The sequence below is a fragment of the Paractinoplanes atraurantiacus genome (assembly GCF_900215205.1).
Taxonomy (GTDB): domain Bacteria; phylum Actinomycetota; class Actinomycetes; order Mycobacteriales; family Micromonosporaceae; genus Actinoplanes; species Actinoplanes atraurantiacus.
This window is the reverse complement of sequence record NZ_OBDY01000035.1, coordinates 24678-42749: the sequence shown is the minus strand read 5'-3', so window position 1 is coordinate 42749 and position 18072 is coordinate 24678. Positions and strand designations below refer to the sequence as shown.

Sequence of the window (18072 nt, the reverse complement as noted above, 5' to 3'; positions counted from 1 at the left end):
CCCGATCAGCAAACTGCGTCGAGCCGTTCAGAGGCCCTCGCCGACCAGCTTGGCCGCGGCCTCCGCGAGGTCGGTGCCGGCCTCGCCGGCCCGGGTGCACAGGGCCAGATACGCCTCGTCGCCGCCGCAGTCGGCGGCGGCCCGGATGAGCTGGATGGCCAGCCGGATCGTGGCGCGGACGTCCAGAGCCTCGGCGTAACCCTCGACCAGCTCCCGCCCGCCGGGGTCGAGCGCGGCGACCTGCGCCTCGGCCACCTCGGCCTCGGTGAGACGGCCGTGCACCAGGCAGATCCCGGCGATCAGCGGGGCCATCGCGACCCGGTCCCGGCTGTAGACGTTGAGCACGGCCACGGCGTCCCCGCGCCCGGCGAACAACGGCACCGACACCGACGCGCGCAGGCCCAGGCCGGGCGCCTCCTCGTGGAAGCGGGGCCATTGCACGGTCAGGTCGATGTCGGGCACGCCGACCGGCGCGTTGCCGTCCAGGGCGTCGACGCACGGCCCGGCCTCGTCGCGGTACTGGGCGTCGTCGACCGCGCGGATCAGCTCGTCGCTCACCGCCACGGTCGTGTATTCCCGGCCGCGCAGGGTGGTGATCGAGGAGTAGTGGGCGGCGGCGACCCGCTCGGTGGTGAGCCGGGCGATGGACGTCAGCTGCCCCGGCACGCTCGGCGCGTGCTCCGGTGTCGCCGCCAGGGCAGTCAGCGCCGTGGCCAGGGGGCCGTTCACCCCGCCCGCATACCCGCACAGCCGTCCGATATTCGCCCGGTTTGCCATGATCTATGCGGGGTACGCCGTGACGATGAGTGAGGAGTCCCAGGAGCGCCGCACGACGGCCGTCTCACCGTGGATGCTCCCCGGCAGCGGCGGCGGAACACCCTGCTGGAGCGCTGTCGCGCAGGGTGCCGACTTCTCGGCCGTGGTCACCGCCGGCTCGGTCTGGGTCGTGGCCCGGCTGCCTGGCCGGGCGCGGGTCGCCGTCCGGGTGGCGCACTGCCCGCACGGCCACCCCCGGGTCGCGGCGCCCGGCCGAGCCGGCGCCGGCGCCCGGCTGCTGATCGAGTCGGCCATCGGCGTCTTCCACGCCGAGATCGACCTGCCCGGCCCGGACAGCCCGCTGCACGTGACGACGGCGCTGAGACCGCACGCGGCCCTGACGATGCCGTTCTGGCCCCGGGACCTGGCGGTGCCGGGACCGGGCGCCACCGGCCGCGTCCACGCCCCGCCCGGCCCGGACTGTCTGCACTTCAGCATCACCGCGCCGGGCCGCGCAAACGTGCACTACCGCCAGAATCTCGCGGCCCTCGACGACTACGCGCGGCAGACCGGCACCTCGCTGGACGGCGCGGTGGGCGGCAGATGGCCCGAGCTCGGCCTGGCCCTCCCCGGATCGGAGGACGGACACCTCGAGCCGGGCCACGACACGGTGCTCTCGGACGCGTACCTGAGCTTTCAGTAACACCTTCGCAGAACCACCAGGCTGTGCGCGGTCATCGGCACCGCGCCCCCGCCTTGACGCTCGCGCCGGCCGAGGCGGCGAGCAGCGGGTCGGCGGTGTCGACGACCGTCTGCCAGCTCTGGCCGTACGCCGCGTCCGGCAGGGTGAACTCGACGTCCTCGGGGGAGGCGTTCAACAGCAGCGGGAACGAGTCGTCGACGATGCGGTCGCCGAGCGCGTCCGACTCGGGAATGGCCTCGCCGTTGAGGAAGACGATGATGGTCCGGGCCGCCTCGGCGCTCCAGTCCGGATCGCCCATCGGGTCGCCGTCGCAGCGCAGCCAGGCGATGCCGGGCGGCTTCGACTCGCCGGCCGGCTCACCGGTGACGAAGCGGCGCCGGCGGAACAGCGGATGGTCGGCCCGCAACCGGGTCAGCCGCCGGGTGAAGACGGTCAGCACGTCGTAGTTGCGGGCCCGCGCCCAGTCGATCCAGCTGATCTCGTTGTTCTGCGCGTACACGTTGTTGTTGCCGCCCTGGGTGCGGCCCAGCTCGTCACCGTGCACGACCATCGGCACACCCTGGCTGAGCAGCAGCGTGGCCAGGAAGTTGCGCTTCTGACGCTCTCGCAGGGTGGTCACGGCGGCGTCGTCCGCCGGGCCCTCGGCCCCGCAGTTCCACGACCGGTTGTGACTCTCCCCGTCGCGGTTGCCCTCACCGTTGGCGTCGTTGTGCTTCTCGTTGTACGACACCAGGTCGTGCAGCGTGAAGCCGTCATGCGCCGTGACGAAGTTGATGGACGCGATCGGCCGTCGCCCGTCGATCTCGTACAGGTCCGAGCTGCCGGTGAACCGCGACGCGAACTCGCCCAGGCTGGCCGGCTCAGCCCGCCAGAAGTCGCGGATCGAGTCGCGGTACTTGCCGTTCCACTCGGTCCAGTTGGGCGGGAACCCGCCGACCTGATAGCCGCCGGACGTTGAGGCTGTTCCCCGTGCCCGTGGTGTCGTAGTAGTACTGCCGGTCCTCGTCGACCAGCCGGTAGTAGGCCGGGTTGTCGATGCCCCGGAACGACAGGGTCGGCCCGAGGTGGTTGCCCTCGGCCGTGTGGTTGTAGACCACGTCGAGGATGACCTCGATGCCGGCCTGGTGCAGCGCCTTCACCATCGACTTGAACCCGACCGCTGCGCGTGGGGCGCCGAGTCAATGTCGTTGAAGCTCGCCGGATCACCGAAACGGTACGAGAAGAGCGCCTCGTCCCATTTCACGTCACCCTCGATGGCTTTGGCGTACGGATCGAGCAGCAGTTTGCCGGGATTGCAGCGCAGCCCACTCCCCGGCTCGTACGGCCCGTGCACCCGATAGCCGTACCGCTGCCCCGGCACGACCCGGGGCAGATATCCGTGCCAGACGAAGGCTTCCCGCTCGGGCAGGTCGACCCGGGTCTCCTGCCCGTCGTCGGAGAAGAGACACAGCTCCACACGCTCCGCCACCTCGGAGAAGACCGCGAAGTTCGTGCCACCACCGTCATAGGTGGCCCCCAGCGGATAGGGGTTGCCGGGCCAGATCTTCATCGCTCTCCTCTTTCGCCGACGGACCCGCCCTGGCTACCCCCATCCGCCCCGATCACGCATGACCTGCTCAAACGTCGAGATGGCGCCGTTGACCCGGTGGGGACCGGCCCTCCCTAAGGGCGCCCGGCGATCGCGTTGGACCAGACGGCCCGGTGACCCGGCGCGTAGACGACCAGGTTGCGGTCGTCCTGCAACTGCAACACCGAACCCGGATGGCGGCTCGTCTTCGTCGACCACACGGCCTGGTTGCCCGGCGCGATGAGCACCATGTTGCCGTCGGACTGGGCCCGGAAGACCGTCCGCGCCCGGCCGGTCTTGACGCCCCACACCACGCGGCCGCCCGGGATGTACTCGAGCAGCGTGCCGTCCGAGCGCATGTGGAGCACGTTGAGCCCGTTCGGCGAGTAGCGGCGGTCGCCCGGGCCCAGCTGCTGACCGGGCGACAGCTGCGTCCCGCGGTAGGAGCCCCAGAACACCGTCGACGTGTCCTGGTAGCGCGACCGCAGCGACACCTGGGCCGGCCCGCCGGTCACGCCGCTCATCGGCAGCGACTGGTCGGCGAACACGCACCACGCCGGATCCCGGCCGCCGTGGGCCAGGCACGACGTCTGCTCCTTGGGGCTGCGCTTGCTCGCCCAGTGCCCTCGCTGGAAGGTCAGCTGCAACCGCGCCGGGTCCGCCGACGTGCCGATCTCCCGCAGCCGCACCCGGGTGTAGTACTCGGTGCCGGCCTTGATCTTCCCGGCCGACCGCGAGCCCACGGTCAGAACCCGCGGCCCATTGTCACTGAACTCGGTGTCGATGTACGCGTCCGGCAGGTTGGAGCTCCAGCCCTTCAAGCCGCTGCGCGGCACGCCGCCGTACGCCTGGGCGTCCACCTCGAACGCCGACGACCCGGAGCATCGCAGCGCGTCGACCTGCGCCTCGGTGAACCGGAACGTGGTCACCGCGATGAACTCGTTGAACGTGTGCCGCGGGCTCGACGGCACGAACTCGGCCGTCAGCGCGCCACCGCCCGGCTGCCAGCTCGGCTGCGGGCCCTCGCACCGCGCCCGCGCCGCCGCCGGTCCGGCCAGGACGGCACCACCGGTGACCATGAGCCCGCTGACCAGGGCCGCACCCCATCGCCGTACTCGCATGAAATTCTCCCTTTCCGCTCTGACGCCGTGACGCTATGTGACTGTCACGGCCGGAAGATAGCGGCGTAAAGGGTGCGAACTTCCAAACGTCCACCCGAACCCGAACGAGGTCGCCGCGGCGCCCCCCCATCGGATCGTCAGACCCCGTCCGGGCCGATCACATGCCCGAACTGCGCCACCGACCCGGCCCGGTCGATCTCGTCCAGCGCCTCACCCGCGAAGCTCGCCATCGGCGGCGCCGAGGCCCGTTCCCGCCACCCGCGCAGAGGCGCCGCGAGGTATTCGAGGTTCACCTCACCGTTCTCGGTGTGGAAGCCACCTCCACGCTCGAACAGCAGGATCAGCGGCTCGAACGGATCCTCCAGCCCTTCGGGCATCACCCCTCCGGGCGCCGCCCGCAACGCCGCCCAGTGCAGCATGAACGGCGCCACCTGCCGGATGGCGTTGCGCGTCCCGTCATCGACATCCCGCACGAGCCCGTCGATCACCGCCTGCTCGGCCCGAACCCCCGGATCCACACACTGGGCGATGTCGAAGAAGGGCGTGCGCGTCTCACATCCGTACGCATCGGCCCAGCGCGCCGCCCGCCGAAAATATTCACGCAGCAGCGCCGCCTTGGACCAGGCCTTGTCACCACGACGCGCGTAGTCCACGGCCCGCAGCCGCTCAGCCATCGCCTGGACGGATTCCTCGGGTGTCATCGCTCCAATCCTCTCAGAGCCGCCTCGACGACCTCATCCAGGTTCGAGAGGTCGTCGGCCATGCGAAGTCCGGAACCGTCGATGCCGAACCGTGCCCAGTGCTGGAAGGGCGCGTCCGGCCGCCACTCGTTGGGGGCCAGATCGTGCGCGCCGGGGTGCTCACGGCTGAGAATGCGCATGCCGTCGGCGTCGAACGCGTCGGGATGCGAGGGGCGGTAAGGCAAACCGGCCTCCATCAGCTTGTTCTCGACGTATTCGTGCGCGGCGAGGTTGCGGAACCGGCTCAGGCCGTTCGCGTCCAAGGTGCCGTTGGCCGCACCGTCCCACAGGTCGGCGATGCCGTCGTCCGGTGTGAAGTAACCGCGTTCCACCTCGTTGGGACCGAGGGAGATGTCGTGCTGCTGCACGAAAAGGTTCTGCCGCATTCTTTCCAGGACCGCCGGGTCGAGGCCGGTGTTCGCGGCGGCTCTCGGTACGTCGTCCGGGCTCTCGCGGATGCGGCGGTAGGCCTCCGCCGCCCTCTCGCTGTATCCCTCGCCGCCGTCGATGAAGTCGGAGCCCCGGGGGAAGCCGGAACGGAACTCACTGCCGCCGGAGGGCGCTGCCGGGTCCGTGCGGGCGAGGGCATCACTGCGGCCGCTCAGCTTGGTGAAGATCTCGGCCAGGTCATCGAGCATCGGATGGAGCCGGCGCAGGCTGTTCAGCAGACCGCGGACGAAATGCTGGATCTTGTTGACCCACTTGGCCACGAGGGCGGAGACCTGGCCGATGACCACCGGCGTGGCCAGGCCGAGAGTCAGGCCCTCCTCGGCCAGCCATTGCGGAAGGCGCGCCGCGAGGGTTCCGATGAACTCCGCGATCAGGTCACGGACGATGCCGCGGACGAGAGCCACCAGCAGGCCGGCGCCCTCGACGGCGTACGAGATACCCCGCGCCGCAGTGGCCAGGCCGTCCAGCACCTGGATGTGCGATTGGGCATGCTCACGGTAGGCGTCGCCCGAGGAGCCGAACCACCCCGAGACCTCCATGCCCAGACGGTCGGCGTACTGCTGCCGGGCCTGGTCGGTGAAAGCGGAGACGTTGGACCAGGTCGTGGCGTGCGCGGCGACCTCGTCGGCGTTGCCCGCGAGCCAGTCCAAGGCCTCTTTGAGCGGCTTGACATGCTCCATGAGCCAGGAGACACCCCAGGACACCAGGGTTCCCAACGGATCGACCGCCATGGACAGCATGTCGAGCGAGGCGCCCACACCGCCCAGCGTGCCGTCGACCCAGCTGTTGTCGCGAATACCGTTGGCGATGCCGGCCGCGTCCTCGACGAGACCGAGGCCGGTGTACCAGGTCGTCGAGTCATGGCTCGGCGCTACGAGCGGATTGGTGCTCACAGCGGCAGTTCGGGAAGCGGGCCGGTCGCTGCCTTGATGGTCCGGGCGGCGGAACCGTCGGTGGCCGCGGTGTCGGCGGCGGCGGCCCGAAGGTTGTCCGCGGTCTCTCGGAGCGCTTCGCCGGCGTCGCCGAGGGCACCGACCGCCAGCGAGAAGATCGGGCTGAGCAGGCCGGGCAGGAATTGGCAGAGCTGTCCGTACGCCTGCGTGTCCATGCTGACCTCGTGCACAGCGGACCGAGCCGTCCGGAGGGCGTCGGCGACGCCGTCGACAGTGCCGGCGTGCCGGTGAACGGCCGGGGCGGGGAACCGGACCTGGTCACCGGGCATGGTCGTCCTCACCGGTTTCCGGGAAGCGCTCGGCGTACGAATGGATCACCGCGCGGCCGGTCTCGGTGTCGGCGCCGACGGTCTCCCGTACCTGGTCGGCGACCTGGGACGAGAGCCGCTCCTGAGCGCGCCGAACGAGAGCCATGATCTCCCGGCTGAGTTCCGAGCCGGTTCGCTGCCGTGCGCGATCGTCGATGTGGAGCGCGGTGAGCTGCCCGGCGGACCCGACCGTCACGCCCAGAAGGCCGTCCCGACTTCTCGACTCGCCCGTCAGCGCGGCGACCCGGCGAGACAGCTCGACGGCAGTCGCGGCTCTCTCGTCGACACTGGCGACCCAGGAGTCCAGCCACTCCTCGGCGGCATCGACATCGCTCACAGGCCGGCCTCCCTATCGCACGGTGGTTCCGGGCAATAGTGAACTCTCCTGTCAAACCGCCGTGGCGGCCGGGCCGATCGTCAGGCCAGGCGCAGGGCGGCCAGGGCCGTGCCGACCAGGACCCCCAGGCCGTTGGTGGCCCAATGCAGCGCGGCCGCGGCCAGCAGGCTGCCGCTTCGGCGGCGCAGCTCGCACAGCAGCAGGCCGGCCACGGCGGTGAACGTGATGGCGCCCAGCACGGCCAGCACCTGGCCCGTCATGCTGGCGCCGACCGCGGCCCGTACGGCCTGGTTGGCCTCGTTGAGGCGCAGGCTCGGGAGGATGTGCCAGAAGCCGAACAGGACGGACGACGTGACGCTGGCCAGGACGGCGCCGCGGTGGCGGTTGATCAGGCCGAGCAGGACGCCGCGGAAGGCGATCTCCTCCAGCAGGACCGTGCCCAGGGGGACCACGATGAAGGCCGTGAGCAGAGCCGCGCCCGGATGCAGGTGATAGCGAGCGTCCAGGAAGGCCGATCGGGTCAGCGGCAGGGCGGCGCCGATCGCGTAGACGGCGGCCACCGCCAGGACGGCGCCCACCGCGTATTTCAGGCCGGGCAGCAGGGTGCGGCGGGACAGGCCCAGATCGTGCCAGGTCAGGCCGACGCGGCGGGCCAGCAGGAGCAGTCCGAGCGCGACCGTGGGGCCGGCCACCAGGCCGGTGTGGCGCGGGCCGAACTTGTCCGCGACGTTGACCGCGGCCAGGATGACGAGGACGGCGCCGAGGAGCAGGGCCAGGCGGCGCCGTGAGGGGATGACGACAGACATAGGCGCCTCAGGCTACCGCGTGGAAAGCCAAGATCCCTGGTAGCTGCCCTTCCGGGCCTGTGTCAATGCTCTCCGGGTGAGCACCTGGACGGTTCGCCGGTCGCCGTCGGCGACCTCGGCCGCGGCGGCGTTGGCGGCGGCGATGATCGCCGTGTCGGAGAACGTCGTGCCGATCAGCGCCCGTTCGGCCTGGCGGGCCCGCACCGGGCAGGGGCCGGCGTTGACCAGGCCGATGGCCGCGGCGGTGACCACGTCGTCGGCCATCGTGACGGCGGCCATCGTGGCCGCGTACGCCCAGATTCCGGGTCCTCGGCGGTCCTCGGCGTAGCCGGCCCCGGTGCCGGCCGGCAGCTGCGGCAGCCGTACGCCGGCGAGCAGCTCGTCCGGGCGGCGGGCGGTCGTGCCGGCGCCGGTGAAGAACCGTGCGGCAGGGATGGTCCGGCATCCGCCCGGGCCGATCAGTTCCACTGAGGCGTCGAGGATCATCGCCACGACTGTCCATTCCGCGGCGGGGTGGGCGTAGGCCAGGCTGCCGATCATCGTGCCGCGGGCGCGGACCGGCGGGTGGCCGATGTGGCGTACGACGAGGCGCAGCAGGTCGCCGAGGGCGCCGCCGACGGCGTCCGTCTCGAACGCCCGGTGCCGCACGGTCGGGCCGACCCGCAGCGCGCCGTCCACCTCGGTCAGCACGTCGAACTCGGCGACCCCGTTGATGTCGACCACCCGGCGGGGCGGGGTGGTGAAGAAAAGGCTCTGCCCACCGGCGAGCACCTGGGTCTGCCCGTCGGCGAGAGTGTCCAGGACCTCGGCGGCGCTGGTGGCGGGGATGTAGTCCACGGCACCTCATGATGCCGGAAACTGGTTGTTACTGGACAAGCATTCACCCGAACGAGACCGGGATGTCAGCGGCGGCGCAGGGTCGCCGAGGGCAGGACGCCGTAGGCGGCCCGGTAGTGGGCCGTGAAGGTGCTGTGGCTGGCGAATCCCCACTGCATGGCCACGGCCGAGACAGTCGTGGTGGCGGGGTCGGCCTCGAGCAGCTGGCGGTGGGCGTGCTCCAGGCGGACCCGGCGGAGCAGGGCCGTGGGGGTCGTACCGAGGTGGCGGCGGAACGCGAGTTGCAGCGCCCGGATCGTCACGCGAGCCGTGGCCGCGATGTCGGCCGGCGTGATGTCCTGGTGGGCGTAGTCCTCGATGAACCTGACCGCGCGCCGCACGGTCGCCGGGTGGGCGTCGTGGCGGTCCTCGATGGTGGGATCGCGCAGCGCGGTGTTCGGAAAGGCCGACAAGGTCACCGAGGCCAGCATCTGTACGGCGGAGCCGACCAGCAACGGCTCGTCGTCCACCGACAGGCCGGCCACGTAGTCGCGGACGTGTTCGTGGGTCCGGGTCCAGAACGACGCCGCCCGCTCGGAGACCGGCCGATATCCGGTGAAGCGGATCGGCTGCGCGGCCCGGCCGGGCGCCGCGTCGGCGACCCGCGCGAACAGCTCGGGCGGGAACATCGCGTACTCGCCGTCGTGGTTCTCGCTCTCGGTGTGCAGGGGAATGTCCGGCTGGTTGCCCAGGAACAGGTCGCCGGCCACACTCTCGACGGCGTCCGGGCCGGTGCGGCACCGGGTGCGCCCGGCCAGGGCCCGGCCGATCGCGATGTGACCCATCGGCGCCAGGTCGGCGCGGTGACTCATCGTGAAGGTGACGTGGTCCAGGGACACCGGGCCGAGACCCAACCGGGCGATCCGCATCCCGATCCGCCCCTCGGTCACGGTGATCCGCGTCCGCGAGTAGGTGCGATTGAGCATCTCGTACGCCATGTCGAGATCATCGGTCTCGAAAACGCTGATCATCGCCGGTCACCTCTCGACGCGACCCACAGTGCTCCTGTCGAGCCCGGGGATCAATCCTGCTTCGCGGATACGACAGATCGGGATCGGGGCCGTTCGTTATCGGCGTAGTCCGTTCGGAGCGCCTGCCGTCAGGGTGAAGGTGTGGCCCGAACGGTGGCACCTGTCGTAGTCTGCCGGATTTATGGGGATGTGTCGATTTATCGGTGAAGACGACGACGGTCCGAGACAAGACCGGATCCATCACGGTCCGGCTGTCCGGCGTGCTCTCTCCCACCACGCAGACGACCGTCCGCGCGGCCATCGACAAGGCCGCCGCCGAGTGCCCCGCCGCCGTGCTCGTCGACCTCGAGGGTCTGCGCCAGACCACCGCGGGCCACCTCACGACCTTGGCCAGCGCCTCCTACCAGGCGCGGGAGACCTGGGGCGTGCCCGTGCTCCTCTACGGCGCCGACCCCGGCATCGCCCGCGACCTCGGCGCGTACCGCAGCTTCGTCGCCCTCTTCGAAGACCGGGACCAGGCCCTGGCGGCCGTACGCGCGCACGTGCCCCGCTGGATGCGCCGCTGCCTGACCCCGGTCTCGTCCAACGCCCGCGCCGCCCGCGCCCTGGTCGACCAGGCATGCATCGCCTGGGGCCTGCACGCCGTGCGGGAGGACGCCCGCCTCGTCGTCACCGAGCTGGCGGCCAACGCCATCCTGCACGCCGTCTCCGACTTCGAGGTCGTCGTCTCCTGCCCCGGCCGCTACCTGCGCGTGGCCGTCCAGGACGCCAGCACCGCCATGCCCCGGACCGTCGTGCCCGGCATCGAGCACGGCCGCGGCCTCCACCTGATAAACGCCGTCAGCACCCACGTGGGAGCCACCCGCATCCGCGGCGGAAAAATCGTCTGGGCCTTGCTGAGAACGGACCGCTGACCGCGTACAAAATCCTCTCCGAACGATGCCGCAAGCGGACCTCGCAGGCCGAGTTCACCGCGATCACCGACGCGGCGAAGCAGATGTACGGCAGTGCCCTGCCGATGGAGACCTACTCCGCGAAGGTCACCGGCGATCTTGCCCGAGTCACCTACACCTATTCGGTCAAGGCGATCAACCAGGAGTCCGAGCCCTGGACCCGCGAGGGCGGCGACTGGCACCAGGACGACTGCTGAACGGGCGGCGCGCCCCGGCCTGTTCGCATCCGGGGCGCGCCGCTGCTTTCGGGCGGGTCAGCGGACGTAGATGGTCGGCTGGGGTGGGGTGCTCATGCCGTTGCCGAGGAAGAAGCTCGGGTGCGGGGGCTGGTTGTAGGCCGTGTTCTGCCAGGCGACGGCCACCCGGTACTGCGAGTCGTGCATCAGCGTGGTGAGGCGGCGGTCGGTGGCGGCCGGGGTGCTGTAGATGCGCAGGGCCGACGAGTCGGACAGGCGCCAGACCACCTCCTCGCGCCAGTCGCCCAGCAGGTCGCCGGAGACGGCCGGGGTCTGCTTGGTGCTGTTGTTCGAGGCCACACCGGAGGCGGTGAGCAGACGGGTGTCGCCACCCGTGCCGTACTTGTCGATGCGGGTGGCGTCGACCAGCTCGCGGACCGGGTCGGCGTCCCACCAGGCCAGAAAGTTGGTCGAGGACGGCTTGCGGCCCACGTTCTGGCCGCTGGTGTTCGACAGGCCGTCGACCGACGACGACCAGGCCTCGGCGCCCGCGCTGCCGGCGTAGACGTCGCCGGCCACGCCGCGGCCGTTGTCGCAGCCGCAGGACGGGTGCGACCAGATGACGGCGCCGGTGCGGGCGTCGAGCATGGCGTCGGTCGGCTGGGAGGTGCTCTCCGACGGGCGGTACACCTCCAGGCCGGCCCGGGACGGGATGAAGTCGCCCACGTGCAGGGCGTCGCCGTGGCCGAGGCCGCTGCGCCACATCAGCGTGCCGTTGTCGTCGATGGCCGCCGCGCCGTACATGATCTCGTCCTTGCCGTCACCGTCGGCGTCGGCGATCGACAGCTGGTGGTTGCCCTGGCCGTACGCCCCGGTGTTGCTGTTGCCCGAATCGTAGGTCCAGCGGCTGGTCAGGGTGCCGTTGCGGAAGTCCCAGGCGGCGACGACGGCCCGCGTGTAGTAGCCGCGCGCCATGATCAGGCTGGGCCGCTGCCCGTCGAGGTAGGCCGTGCCGGCCAGGAAGCGGTCGACCCGGTTGCCGTAGCTGTCGCCCCAGCTGCTGACCGTGCCGCGGGCCGGAACGTAGTTGACGGTCGACATGGCGGCGCCGGTCAGGCCGTTGAACATGGTCAGGTATTCGGGGCCGGAGAGCACGTAGCCGGACGAGTTGCGGTAGTCGGCCGTCGAGGAGCCGATGACCACGCCGGTGCCGGACTTCGTGCCGTCGGCGGTCTTCATCGCGATCTCGGCCCGGCCGTCGCCGTCGTAGTCGTACACCTGGAATTGGGTGTAGTGCGCGCCCGCCCGGATGTTGCGCCCCAGGTCGATGCGCCACAGGCGAGTTCCATCGAGTTTGTACGCGTCGACGAAGACGTTCCCGGTGACTCCGGACTGCGAGTTGTCCTTGGAGTTGGACGGATCCCACTTCACGAAGATCTCGTAGCGCCCGTCCCCGTCGGCGTCACCGACCGAGGCGTCGTTGGCCGAGTAGGTGTAGCCGTCGCCGGCCGGCGGCACCTGGAGCTTCACGTCGAGATAGCCGTTCGCGAAGGTCAGCGACGACTCCGACGCGGCTTGCTCGACACCATTGACAACTGCTTTGACGGTGTACGAGGCGTTCGCCGCACCCGAGGAGTCGAGATAGTTCGTCGAGTTCGTGATCGGGGTGGCGTTGAGTTTCGTGCCGGCGCGGTAGACGTTGAAGCCGGTCGAGTACGCCTCGGTGCCGAGCAGCCGCCACGAGACCAGGTTGGCGTTGCCCGAGCGCACGCTGATCAGGCCCCGGTCGAGATCCTCCATCTGCCGGCCGGTGCCGGCCGGCGGCGGGGTCGTCGGCGAAGTGGGGCCCGAAACGTAATTGAACGACCACTGCATGCGGGCGACGTCCGAGCAGGTCTCCTCGACGATCGGGTTGTTGCCGGCCGTCGAGCCGTCCTTGGTACTGACGCACAGGCCGGTGGCGACGCTCTTGACCAGGTATTTGCCGCCGGCCGCGGTGGAAGCGGCGAACGTCCAGAGCTGGTTGGTCTTCAGGCCGTCGCCGCAGCCGTACTGCTGAAGCTGGGTGCCCGAGGTGGTGGAGGCGCTCGGCACGTCGACGCAGCGGCCGCTCTTGCCGTTGGCCAGGTTGAACTGCCCGTTGGCCTGCGGGACGGCCTTCCACTGCTGGTTGGTCGCGGTGGCGTTGCAGGCCACCTGGATCAGCGGGGCCGCGTTGTCGGCCGAGGCGCCGGTGACGTCGACGCACTTGCCGCTGGCGGCGGAGGCCAGCGTGTAGACGCCGTTGCCGACGGGGGTGGTGGCGGCTTCGGAGGGCAGCATCGACAGGGCGACCACGCCGCAGGGTACGGCCACCGCGAGGGCGCTCGCGGCGATCAACTTCCTCATGAGGGTCCTTTCGGGGATGCAGGGGACGCCTCCGTAGATGCGGCGCGGGGCGCGCGACAACAGAAAACTTAGAAACGGCCGTGACCGGCCGATGGGAGCCTTGTGATCCCTCCCTTCCGGCCGACGCGCACGCTGCTGGCGGCCGGCGGGCTGGTCGTGATCGCGGCGATCTGGTTCACGATCGGGCTGACGCGGTGGACGCCGCCGGTCGTGGGCTGGCTGCCGTTGCTGGTGACGGTGCCGCTGGCGGCGGCCGCCTGCTGGCGGGCCTCGCGGCTCGGGCGGACCTACTGGCGATATGCGGGAGTCGGCATCTGCCTGATCGGGCTGGGTGCGGCGGGCAACGCGTACGACTATTTCGGCGCCGGTCAGCAGGGGCAGAAGATCAGCGGGGTGACCGCGGCGATCTACGTCTCCGGGCTGGTGGCGATGATCCTGGGGCTGCTGCGCATCCCCGGGGCGCGGCGCACACGGATCGAATGGGCGCGCTTCGGGCTCGACATCACGACCGTGATCGTCACGGTGCTGACTTTCGCCTGGCATCTGATGTCGGAGCGGTGGAGCGACTGGCTGGGGCACGGCGGGACCGGCGCCGGGGCGATCCTGGTCGTGGTGGCGTCCGGTTTCATCTGCGTGTTCGCGTTCGTGAAGGTGGCCTTCACCGGGACCGGGCCGATCGACCGGCGGGCGCTGCACCTGCTGGCCCTGACCGGGGCGATCGGCGCGGGCGGCGGGGCGCTGGCGCCGCTGCTGAACGGGCACCCGTACATGAACACGGCGCACGTGCTGCTCCCGACCACCTGCCTGTTCCTCTGCGTCGCGGCGGATCGGCAGAGGCGCGCGTCCCAGGGTGGGCGGCCGCTGCCCCGGCCGGTGCCGCGAGGGCTTTCGGTCATGCCGTACGCGGCGGTGCTCGCGACCGGGGGACTTCTGCTGTTCAGTGCCGCGTCGCGGGCCGGCGACCTGCTCGCGATCGCCATCGGCTCGGTGACGGTGACGCTGCTGGTGGCGGCCCGGCAGATGGTGGCGCTGCGCGACAACACGCGGCTGCTGGACGTGCTCGACCACCAGGCCAGCCACGACGCGCTGACCGGGCTGCCGAATCGGACGGTGTTGCTCCGTTCCGTCGGCGCGGCGCTGGCGTCCGGCTCCGAGGTCTCCGTCGCGATGATCGACCTCGACGACTTCAAGGCGATCAACGACGACCTCGGGCACGCCGTCGGCGACGCGCTGCTCATCGCGGTGGCCGGGTCGCTCGGCAGCCGGCTCGGCCCCGGCGACGTGGTGGCCCGGCTCGGCGGGGACGAGTACGCGCTGCTGCTGTGCGGGGACGCGGCGGCGACCCTGGCCGCGATCGCCGACCGGCTGCGCGAGCCCGTCCGGGCCGGCGCCCACGAACTGGTCGTCGAAGCCTCCATCGGCCTGGCCGCGGCCCGGCCCGGCGACACCGCCGACGAGCTGCTGCGCCGGGCCGACGTGGCCATGTACGAGGCGAAGGCGCAGGGCAAGGGCCGCCAGGTCGCCTACACCGACGCCATGGACCAGCGCAGCGCCGAACAGGCCCGGCTCGCCGCCGACCTGCGGGTCGCCCTCGACACCGGCCAGCTGCACCTGGCGTACCAGCCGATCGTGTCGATGCCGGACGGTTCGATGGTCGCGGTGGAGGCCCTGGTCCGCTGGACGCACCCCTCGCGCGGCCCGATCCCGCCGGGGGTCTTCGTGCCGGCGGCCGAGCACACCGGGCTGATCGTGCCGCTGGGGGCGTGGATCCTCGAGGAGGCCTGCGAGCAGGCGGCCCGCTGGCGCTCGGTGCCGGGCGCACCGCCGAAGGTCAGCGTCAACGTGTCGGCCCGCCAACTGCGGGAGGCCGGCTTCGCGGAGGAGGTGGCGGCGGTGCTGCGGCGCACCGGGCTGCCCGCGGGCGCGCTGACCGTGGAGGTCACCGAGACGGCGGTCTTCGACGGCGGCCAGGCGCTGGTCGAGCTCGAGGCGATCGCCGACCTGGGGGTGCACATCGCCCTGGACGACTTCGGCACCGGGCATTCGTCGCTCGGGTTGCTGCGCACCTGCCCGGCCCACGTCATCAAAATCGACAAGTCGTTCGTCGACGACGTCACCTCCGACGGCCAGGAGGCGGTGGTGGTGGCCGCCCTCATCCAGATCTGCGACGGCATGGGCCTGGCCGCGGTCGCGGAGGGCGTCGAAACCGCCGAGCAGGCGGCCGAACTGCACCGCCTCGGCTACCGCTACGCGCAGGGCTACTACTTCGCCCGCCCGATGCCGGCCGCCGACATCGCGTTTTACGAGCACCCGATCGCGGCATAAGACAGGCATGGCTGACAACACGCTGGACGCCGCCGACCGCGACGCGATGCCCGACAGCAAGTTCGCGTTCCCGCGCGTCCGTAAGGAACCCCTCAACGACGCCAACCACGTACGCAACGCGATCGCCCGCTTCGACCAGGTCCGCGACGTCTCCGACAAAGAACGCGACGAGGCGTTCCGCCGCATCAAGAAGGCCGCGGCGAAGTTCGGCATCGAGATGACCGAGTCGAGCTGGCACGAGCTGGGCAAGCCGAGCGCGGGCCGCAAGTCGTCCGACAAGCCCCGCTCGAAGGCCACCCTGTACTCCGAGGCCCAGCGGCGCGGCATCCAGGGCCGCTCCAAGATGACCAAGGCCGAGCTGGAGAAGGCCCTCGAGAAGGGCTAGCCCTATCGAGGCCGTGAGTGGAACGTGTTGCGGCGGGGCCGCTGCTCAGGGTCGATCGTCGGTGGCGGAATGAAGTCGGGGAGACCGTCGGGACCGAGGCCGATCTGCCATCCGGCGGTCGGATGGTGGATGACGCGGTGGTGATGGCGGCAGAGCAGCACCAGATTGTTCAGCGATGTCGGACCTCCGTCGTTCCAGTGGACGATGTGGTGGCAGTCGGTCCATCGCGGCGGCCGGTCGCACGACGGAAAAGCGCACCCGCCGTCGCGGACGTGCAGGGCGCGGCGCAGGGGCCCGCTGGCCATCCGCCGGGTGCGCCCGACGTCCAGGACCTGCCCTTCACCGCCGAGGACGACCGGGAGGAGCCGGGCGTCGCACGCCATTCGCCGCGCTGTGGTGGCCGACAGCCGCTGACCCGTGTCAGTAGTGCCGGTGCCCAAGGCTTGGGTGAGCGGCTGATACGGGATGGTCACCGCCACCTGCGGTGGTTCCCCGCCGTCCTCCGGCAGTTCGGTCGTGCGCAGGGCCAGCCGGCAGATGTCGACCAGGGCGTCCGCTCGGCGTTGAGCCGGCGTCCGCTCGTCACCCGGGATCGGCTTGCAGAGCGGATGCAGGGCGGCTTGCAGGGTGGCGGCGCTTTCGGCGTCGAGCAGCCCGGAGAGTCGGACCAGCCCGTTCGCCGGCAGTGACAGCGTGACGCCACGGCGGCGAAGGGCGCGAGCCTCTTGGCGGGCCAGCGCCGCCTCCTCGGCGCGGTCGGCCAGTTCCGGCGCGACGTGGCCGAGAATCCGGTCGCCGACCTGGCGCAGCTGCCAGGCGGGCAGCCGGCCGGCCATCTCGATCATCGTGTCCTGCGCCTTGCGGGCCAGTAACCCCGCGTCGGCCAGGGCGACGTCGTCGAAGTCGGCGAGGCTGTCCGGGATGTCCGCGACCGTCGTGGCGATCACGGCGGCCTGGCGCAGGTCGATGCGCCCGTCGAGGACGGCTTGCTCCAGCTCGGGCTGACCGGCCAGCAGAGCGGCCCGGTCGGTGAGCTGCTTCGCCGGATACGGATCGATCTGCAGCAGCTGGCGCAGCCATCCGCCCAGGCTGCGATGCCCTTGAGCCCGCGGCAGACCACGAGTGCCGGCCTGGTGCACCAGTCGTGCTTGCAGGACCTGAAGGGCCTGTGAGCAGTGGTGGGCGATCCGCAGCATGTCGGTTATCTCGTCGTCGGGCAGCGGCCACAGTGAGGACGCGGCGAGCTTCACCGCGTCCTGTCGCAGGTCCTGCACCTCGTCTAACATGCGGGCCATATTCGAACATGCGTACGACAAAAATGGCAGCCGCGGAGATCCTTATCCACCATCTGAACAAGGATCAGGAAAAGGTCGAGCGGATGTGCTCGTAGATCGCTCGTCGCCCGGCGGCCGCCTCCGGGACGGGAAGCAGGGGATAAGCGTGAATCGCCCCCTCCTGCTCGTGGTAGGTCAGGCCGGGCACGCGGTCGCGCAGCAGGCGGCAGTCGGGCATCGTGATGTCGCGGGTGCCGACCAGGATCTGGGCCGGTGGCAGCTGCGACAGATCGCCGTAGAGCGGGCTCACCCGAGGATCGTCCAGCGCCAGCTCGCCCGCCCAGGCCGCCGCGATGGGGCGCAACCCCGCCCGGGCCAGCCACGGGTCGTGCGGCTCCAGGGCGTCGACCTCCGGGTTGGACATCGTCAGGTCGAGCCAGGGCGCGATCATCGTCAGTCCCGCCACCGAGGCCGGGACCGCTTGTGCCGCCAGCAGGGCCAGCCCGCCGCCGGACGAGTCGCCCACCAGGTAGCAGGGGCGTCCCAGGGAACGGATCACGGCGGTCACGAAGTCGAGTGCCTCGAGGCCGTGATGCCTCGGCGCCAGCCCGTAGATCGGCACGTGCACCTCGCAGCCCGTCTGCTCGGCCATGTCCTTGACCAGCGCCCACTGCTGTTTCACGATCTCGTTCGTGTAGGCCCCGCCGTGCAGGTAGATCACCGGGGGACGTGACGACGGTTCGCCGACGACATGGACCGGGAATCCGTTTATTTCCGACATGGTGGTGAGGAACGGCGGCGCCGACGGGCCCTTCGGGCGGGCGAGCGTGCGCTCCCCGGCCGCCGTGCTGCTGAAGCGGCGCGCATAGGCCAGCCGCACGAACAGCGCGACGCCTCTCATCTGCCAGGTAGCCGACACGCCGCCACGTTACAAGGTCCACTCGCCGGGGCAAGAAGGCCGCATGCACCGTCAGCGGGACTCC

The 18072-nt window shown here is 70.9% G+C and carries 17 protein-coding genes and 1 pseudogene; 5 read left to right on the top strand and 13 right to left on the bottom strand.

Going from position 1 to position 18072, the window contains the following annotated elements; genetic code table 11:
- Nucleotides 1-27: 27 nt before the first annotated feature.
- Nucleotides 28-729 carry a GAF domain-containing protein gene (locus CRP55_RS44885; protein WP_097328207.1) on the bottom strand — a complete coding sequence of 234 codons (702 nt, stop codon included), beginning with the start codon at nucleotides 727-729 and terminating at the stop codon, nucleotides 28-30.
- 73 nt (nucleotides 730-802) lie between these two features.
- Between CRP55_RS44885 and CRP55_RS44880 the strand changes: the two genes are divergently transcribed.
- Nucleotides 803-1459 carry a hypothetical protein gene (locus CRP55_RS44880; RefSeq protein ID WP_097328206.1) on the top strand — a complete coding sequence of 219 codons (657 nt, stop codon included), beginning with the start codon at nucleotides 803-805 and terminating at the stop codon, nucleotides 1457-1459.
- A 31-nt stretch (nucleotides 1460-1490) separates the two neighbouring features.
- On the opposite strand, the pseudogene CRP55_RS44875 reads toward CRP55_RS44880, so the two are convergent.
- From CRP55_RS44875 to CRP55_RS44835, 9 genes and pseudogenes are all read right to left on the bottom strand, one after another.
- Nucleotides 1491-3008 (bottom strand): annotated as a pseudogene (locus tag CRP55_RS44875) (glycogen debranching protein).
- Between the two features lie 113 nt (nucleotides 3009-3121).
- The gene (locus CRP55_RS44870; protein ID WP_097328205.1) at nucleotides 3122-4147 is read right to left on the bottom strand and encodes a hypothetical protein; all 1026 of its coding nucleotides are present in this window, start codon (nucleotides 4145-4147) and stop codon (nucleotides 3122-3124) included.
- Nucleotides 4148-4284: 137 nt separating this feature from the next.
- On the bottom strand, nucleotides 4285-4848 hold the full coding sequence (locus CRP55_RS44865) for a hypothetical protein (RefSeq protein ID WP_097328204.1): 564 nt from the start codon (nucleotides 4846-4848) through the stop codon (nucleotides 4285-4287).
- Nucleotides 4845-6230: a WXG100 family type VII secretion target gene (locus tag CRP55_RS44860; RefSeq protein WP_097328203.1), complete on the bottom strand. Its 1386-nt coding sequence runs from the start codon at nucleotides 6228-6230 to the stop codon at nucleotides 4845-4847. Before CRP55_RS44860 ends, CRP55_RS44865 begins: the two co-directional genes overlap by 4 nt.
- Entirely contained in the window at nucleotides 6227-6559 is a 333-nt protein-coding gene (locus tag CRP55_RS44855) for a type VII secretion target (RefSeq protein WP_097328202.1), read from the bottom strand. The genes CRP55_RS44860 and CRP55_RS44855 overlap by 4 nt, the downstream gene beginning before the upstream one ends.
- Nucleotides 6549-6935 carry a YbaB/EbfC family nucleoid-associated protein gene (locus tag CRP55_RS44850; protein ID WP_097328201.1) on the bottom strand — a complete coding sequence of 129 codons (387 nt, stop codon included), beginning with the start codon at nucleotides 6933-6935 and terminating at the stop codon, nucleotides 6549-6551. Before CRP55_RS44850 ends, CRP55_RS44855 begins: the two co-directional genes overlap by 11 nt.
- 80 nt (nucleotides 6936-7015) lie before the next feature.
- A complete protein-coding gene (locus tag CRP55_RS44845; protein ID WP_097328200.1) occupies nucleotides 7016-7741 on the bottom strand; it encodes a CPBP family intramembrane glutamic endopeptidase in 726 nt (241 codons plus the stop codon).
- Between the two features lie 12 nt (nucleotides 7742-7753).
- Nucleotides 7754-8578, bottom strand: coding sequence for an FAD binding domain-containing protein (locus tag CRP55_RS44840; RefSeq protein WP_097328199.1), 825 nt, complete (start codon nucleotides 8576-8578; stop codon nucleotides 7754-7756).
- 65 nt (nucleotides 8579-8643) lie between these two features.
- A complete protein-coding gene (locus tag CRP55_RS44835; protein ID WP_097328198.1) occupies nucleotides 8644-9588 on the bottom strand; it encodes a helix-turn-helix transcriptional regulator in 945 nt (314 codons plus the stop codon).
- Nucleotides 9589-9791: 203 nt separating this feature from the next.
- Between CRP55_RS44835 and CRP55_RS44830 the strand changes: the two genes are divergently transcribed.
- Entirely contained in the window at nucleotides 9792-10502 is a 711-nt protein-coding gene (locus tag CRP55_RS44830) for an ATP-binding protein (RefSeq protein ID WP_097328197.1), read from the top strand.
- Between the two features lie 83 nt (nucleotides 10503-10585).
- Nucleotides 10586-10738 (top strand): hypothetical protein, encoded by a 153-nt coding sequence (locus CRP55_RS54180; protein WP_218855012.1) that lies wholly within the window; start codon nucleotides 10586-10588, stop codon nucleotides 10736-10738.
- A 57-nt stretch (nucleotides 10739-10795) separates the two neighbouring features.
- Here the strand turns inward: CRP55_RS54180 and CRP55_RS44820 are convergent, their stop codons facing one another.
- The gene (locus tag CRP55_RS44820; protein ID WP_179855619.1) at nucleotides 10796-13105 is read right to left on the bottom strand and encodes a rhamnogalacturonan lyase family protein; all 2310 of its coding nucleotides are present in this window, start codon (nucleotides 13103-13105) and stop codon (nucleotides 10796-10798) included.
- Nucleotides 13106-13207: 102 nt separating this feature from the next.
- Between CRP55_RS44820 and CRP55_RS44815 the strand changes: the two genes are divergently transcribed.
- Nucleotides 13208-15430 carry a putative bifunctional diguanylate cyclase/phosphodiesterase gene (locus tag CRP55_RS44815; protein ID WP_097328196.1) on the top strand — a complete coding sequence of 741 codons (2223 nt, stop codon included), beginning with the start codon at nucleotides 13208-13210 and terminating at the stop codon, nucleotides 15428-15430.
- A gap of 7 nt (nucleotides 15431-15437) precedes the next feature.
- A complete protein-coding gene (locus CRP55_RS44810; protein WP_097328195.1) occupies nucleotides 15438-15815 on the top strand; it encodes a DUF6582 domain-containing protein in 378 nt (125 codons plus the stop codon).
- A 2-nt stretch (nucleotides 15816-15817) separates the two neighbouring features.
- Here the strand turns inward: CRP55_RS44810 and CRP55_RS44805 are convergent, their stop codons facing one another.
- Together CRP55_RS44805 and CRP55_RS44800 are read right to left on the bottom strand one after the other, a co-directional pair.
- The gene (locus CRP55_RS44805; protein WP_097328194.1) at nucleotides 15818-17101 is read right to left on the bottom strand and encodes an HNH endonuclease signature motif containing protein; all 1284 of its coding nucleotides are present in this window, start codon (nucleotides 17099-17101) and stop codon (nucleotides 15818-15820) included.
- A gap of 73 nt (nucleotides 17102-17174) precedes the next feature.
- Nucleotides 17175-18008, bottom strand: coding sequence for an alpha/beta hydrolase fold domain-containing protein (locus tag CRP55_RS44800; protein WP_245923758.1), 834 nt, complete (start codon nucleotides 18006-18008; stop codon nucleotides 17175-17177).
- Nucleotides 18009-18072: the final 64 nt, after the last annotated feature.

Coding starts and splice junctions, on each gene's coding strand:
- CRP55_RS44880 (WP_097328206.1), top strand. CDS start 803: ATGAGTGAGGAGTCCCAGGAGCGCCGCACGACGGCCGTCTCACCGTGG.
- CRP55_RS44870 (WP_097328205.1), bottom strand. CDS start 4,147: ATGCGAGTACGGCGATGGGGTGCGGCCCTGGTCAGCGGGCTCATGGTC.
- CRP55_RS44865 (WP_097328204.1), bottom strand. CDS start 4,848: ATGACACCCGAGGAATCCGTCCAGGCGATGGCTGAGCGGCTGCGGGCC.
- CRP55_RS44855 (WP_097328202.1), bottom strand. CDS start 6,559: ATGCCCGGTGACCAGGTCCGGTTCCCCGCCCCGGCCGTTCACCGGCAC.
- CRP55_RS44845 (WP_097328200.1), bottom strand. CDS start 7,741: ATGTCTGTCGTCATCCCCTCACGGCGCCGCCTGGCCCTGCTCCTCGGC.
- CRP55_RS44835 (WP_097328198.1), bottom strand. CDS start 9,588: ATGATCAGCGTTTTCGAGACCGATGATCTCGACATGGCGTACGAGATG.
- CRP55_RS54180 (WP_218855012.1), top strand. CDS start 10,586: ATGTACGGCAGTGCCCTGCCGATGGAGACCTACTCCGCGAAGGTCACC.
- CRP55_RS44820 (WP_179855619.1), bottom strand. CDS start 13,105: ATGAGGAAGTTGATCGCCGCGAGCGCCCTCGCGGTGGCCGTACCCTGC.
- CRP55_RS44810 (WP_097328195.1), top strand. CDS start 15,438: ATGGCTGACAACACGCTGGACGCCGCCGACCGCGACGCGATGCCCGAC.
- CRP55_RS44805 (WP_097328194.1), bottom strand. CDS start 17,101: ATGTTAGACGAGGTGCAGGACCTGCGACAGGACGCGGTGAAGCTCGCC.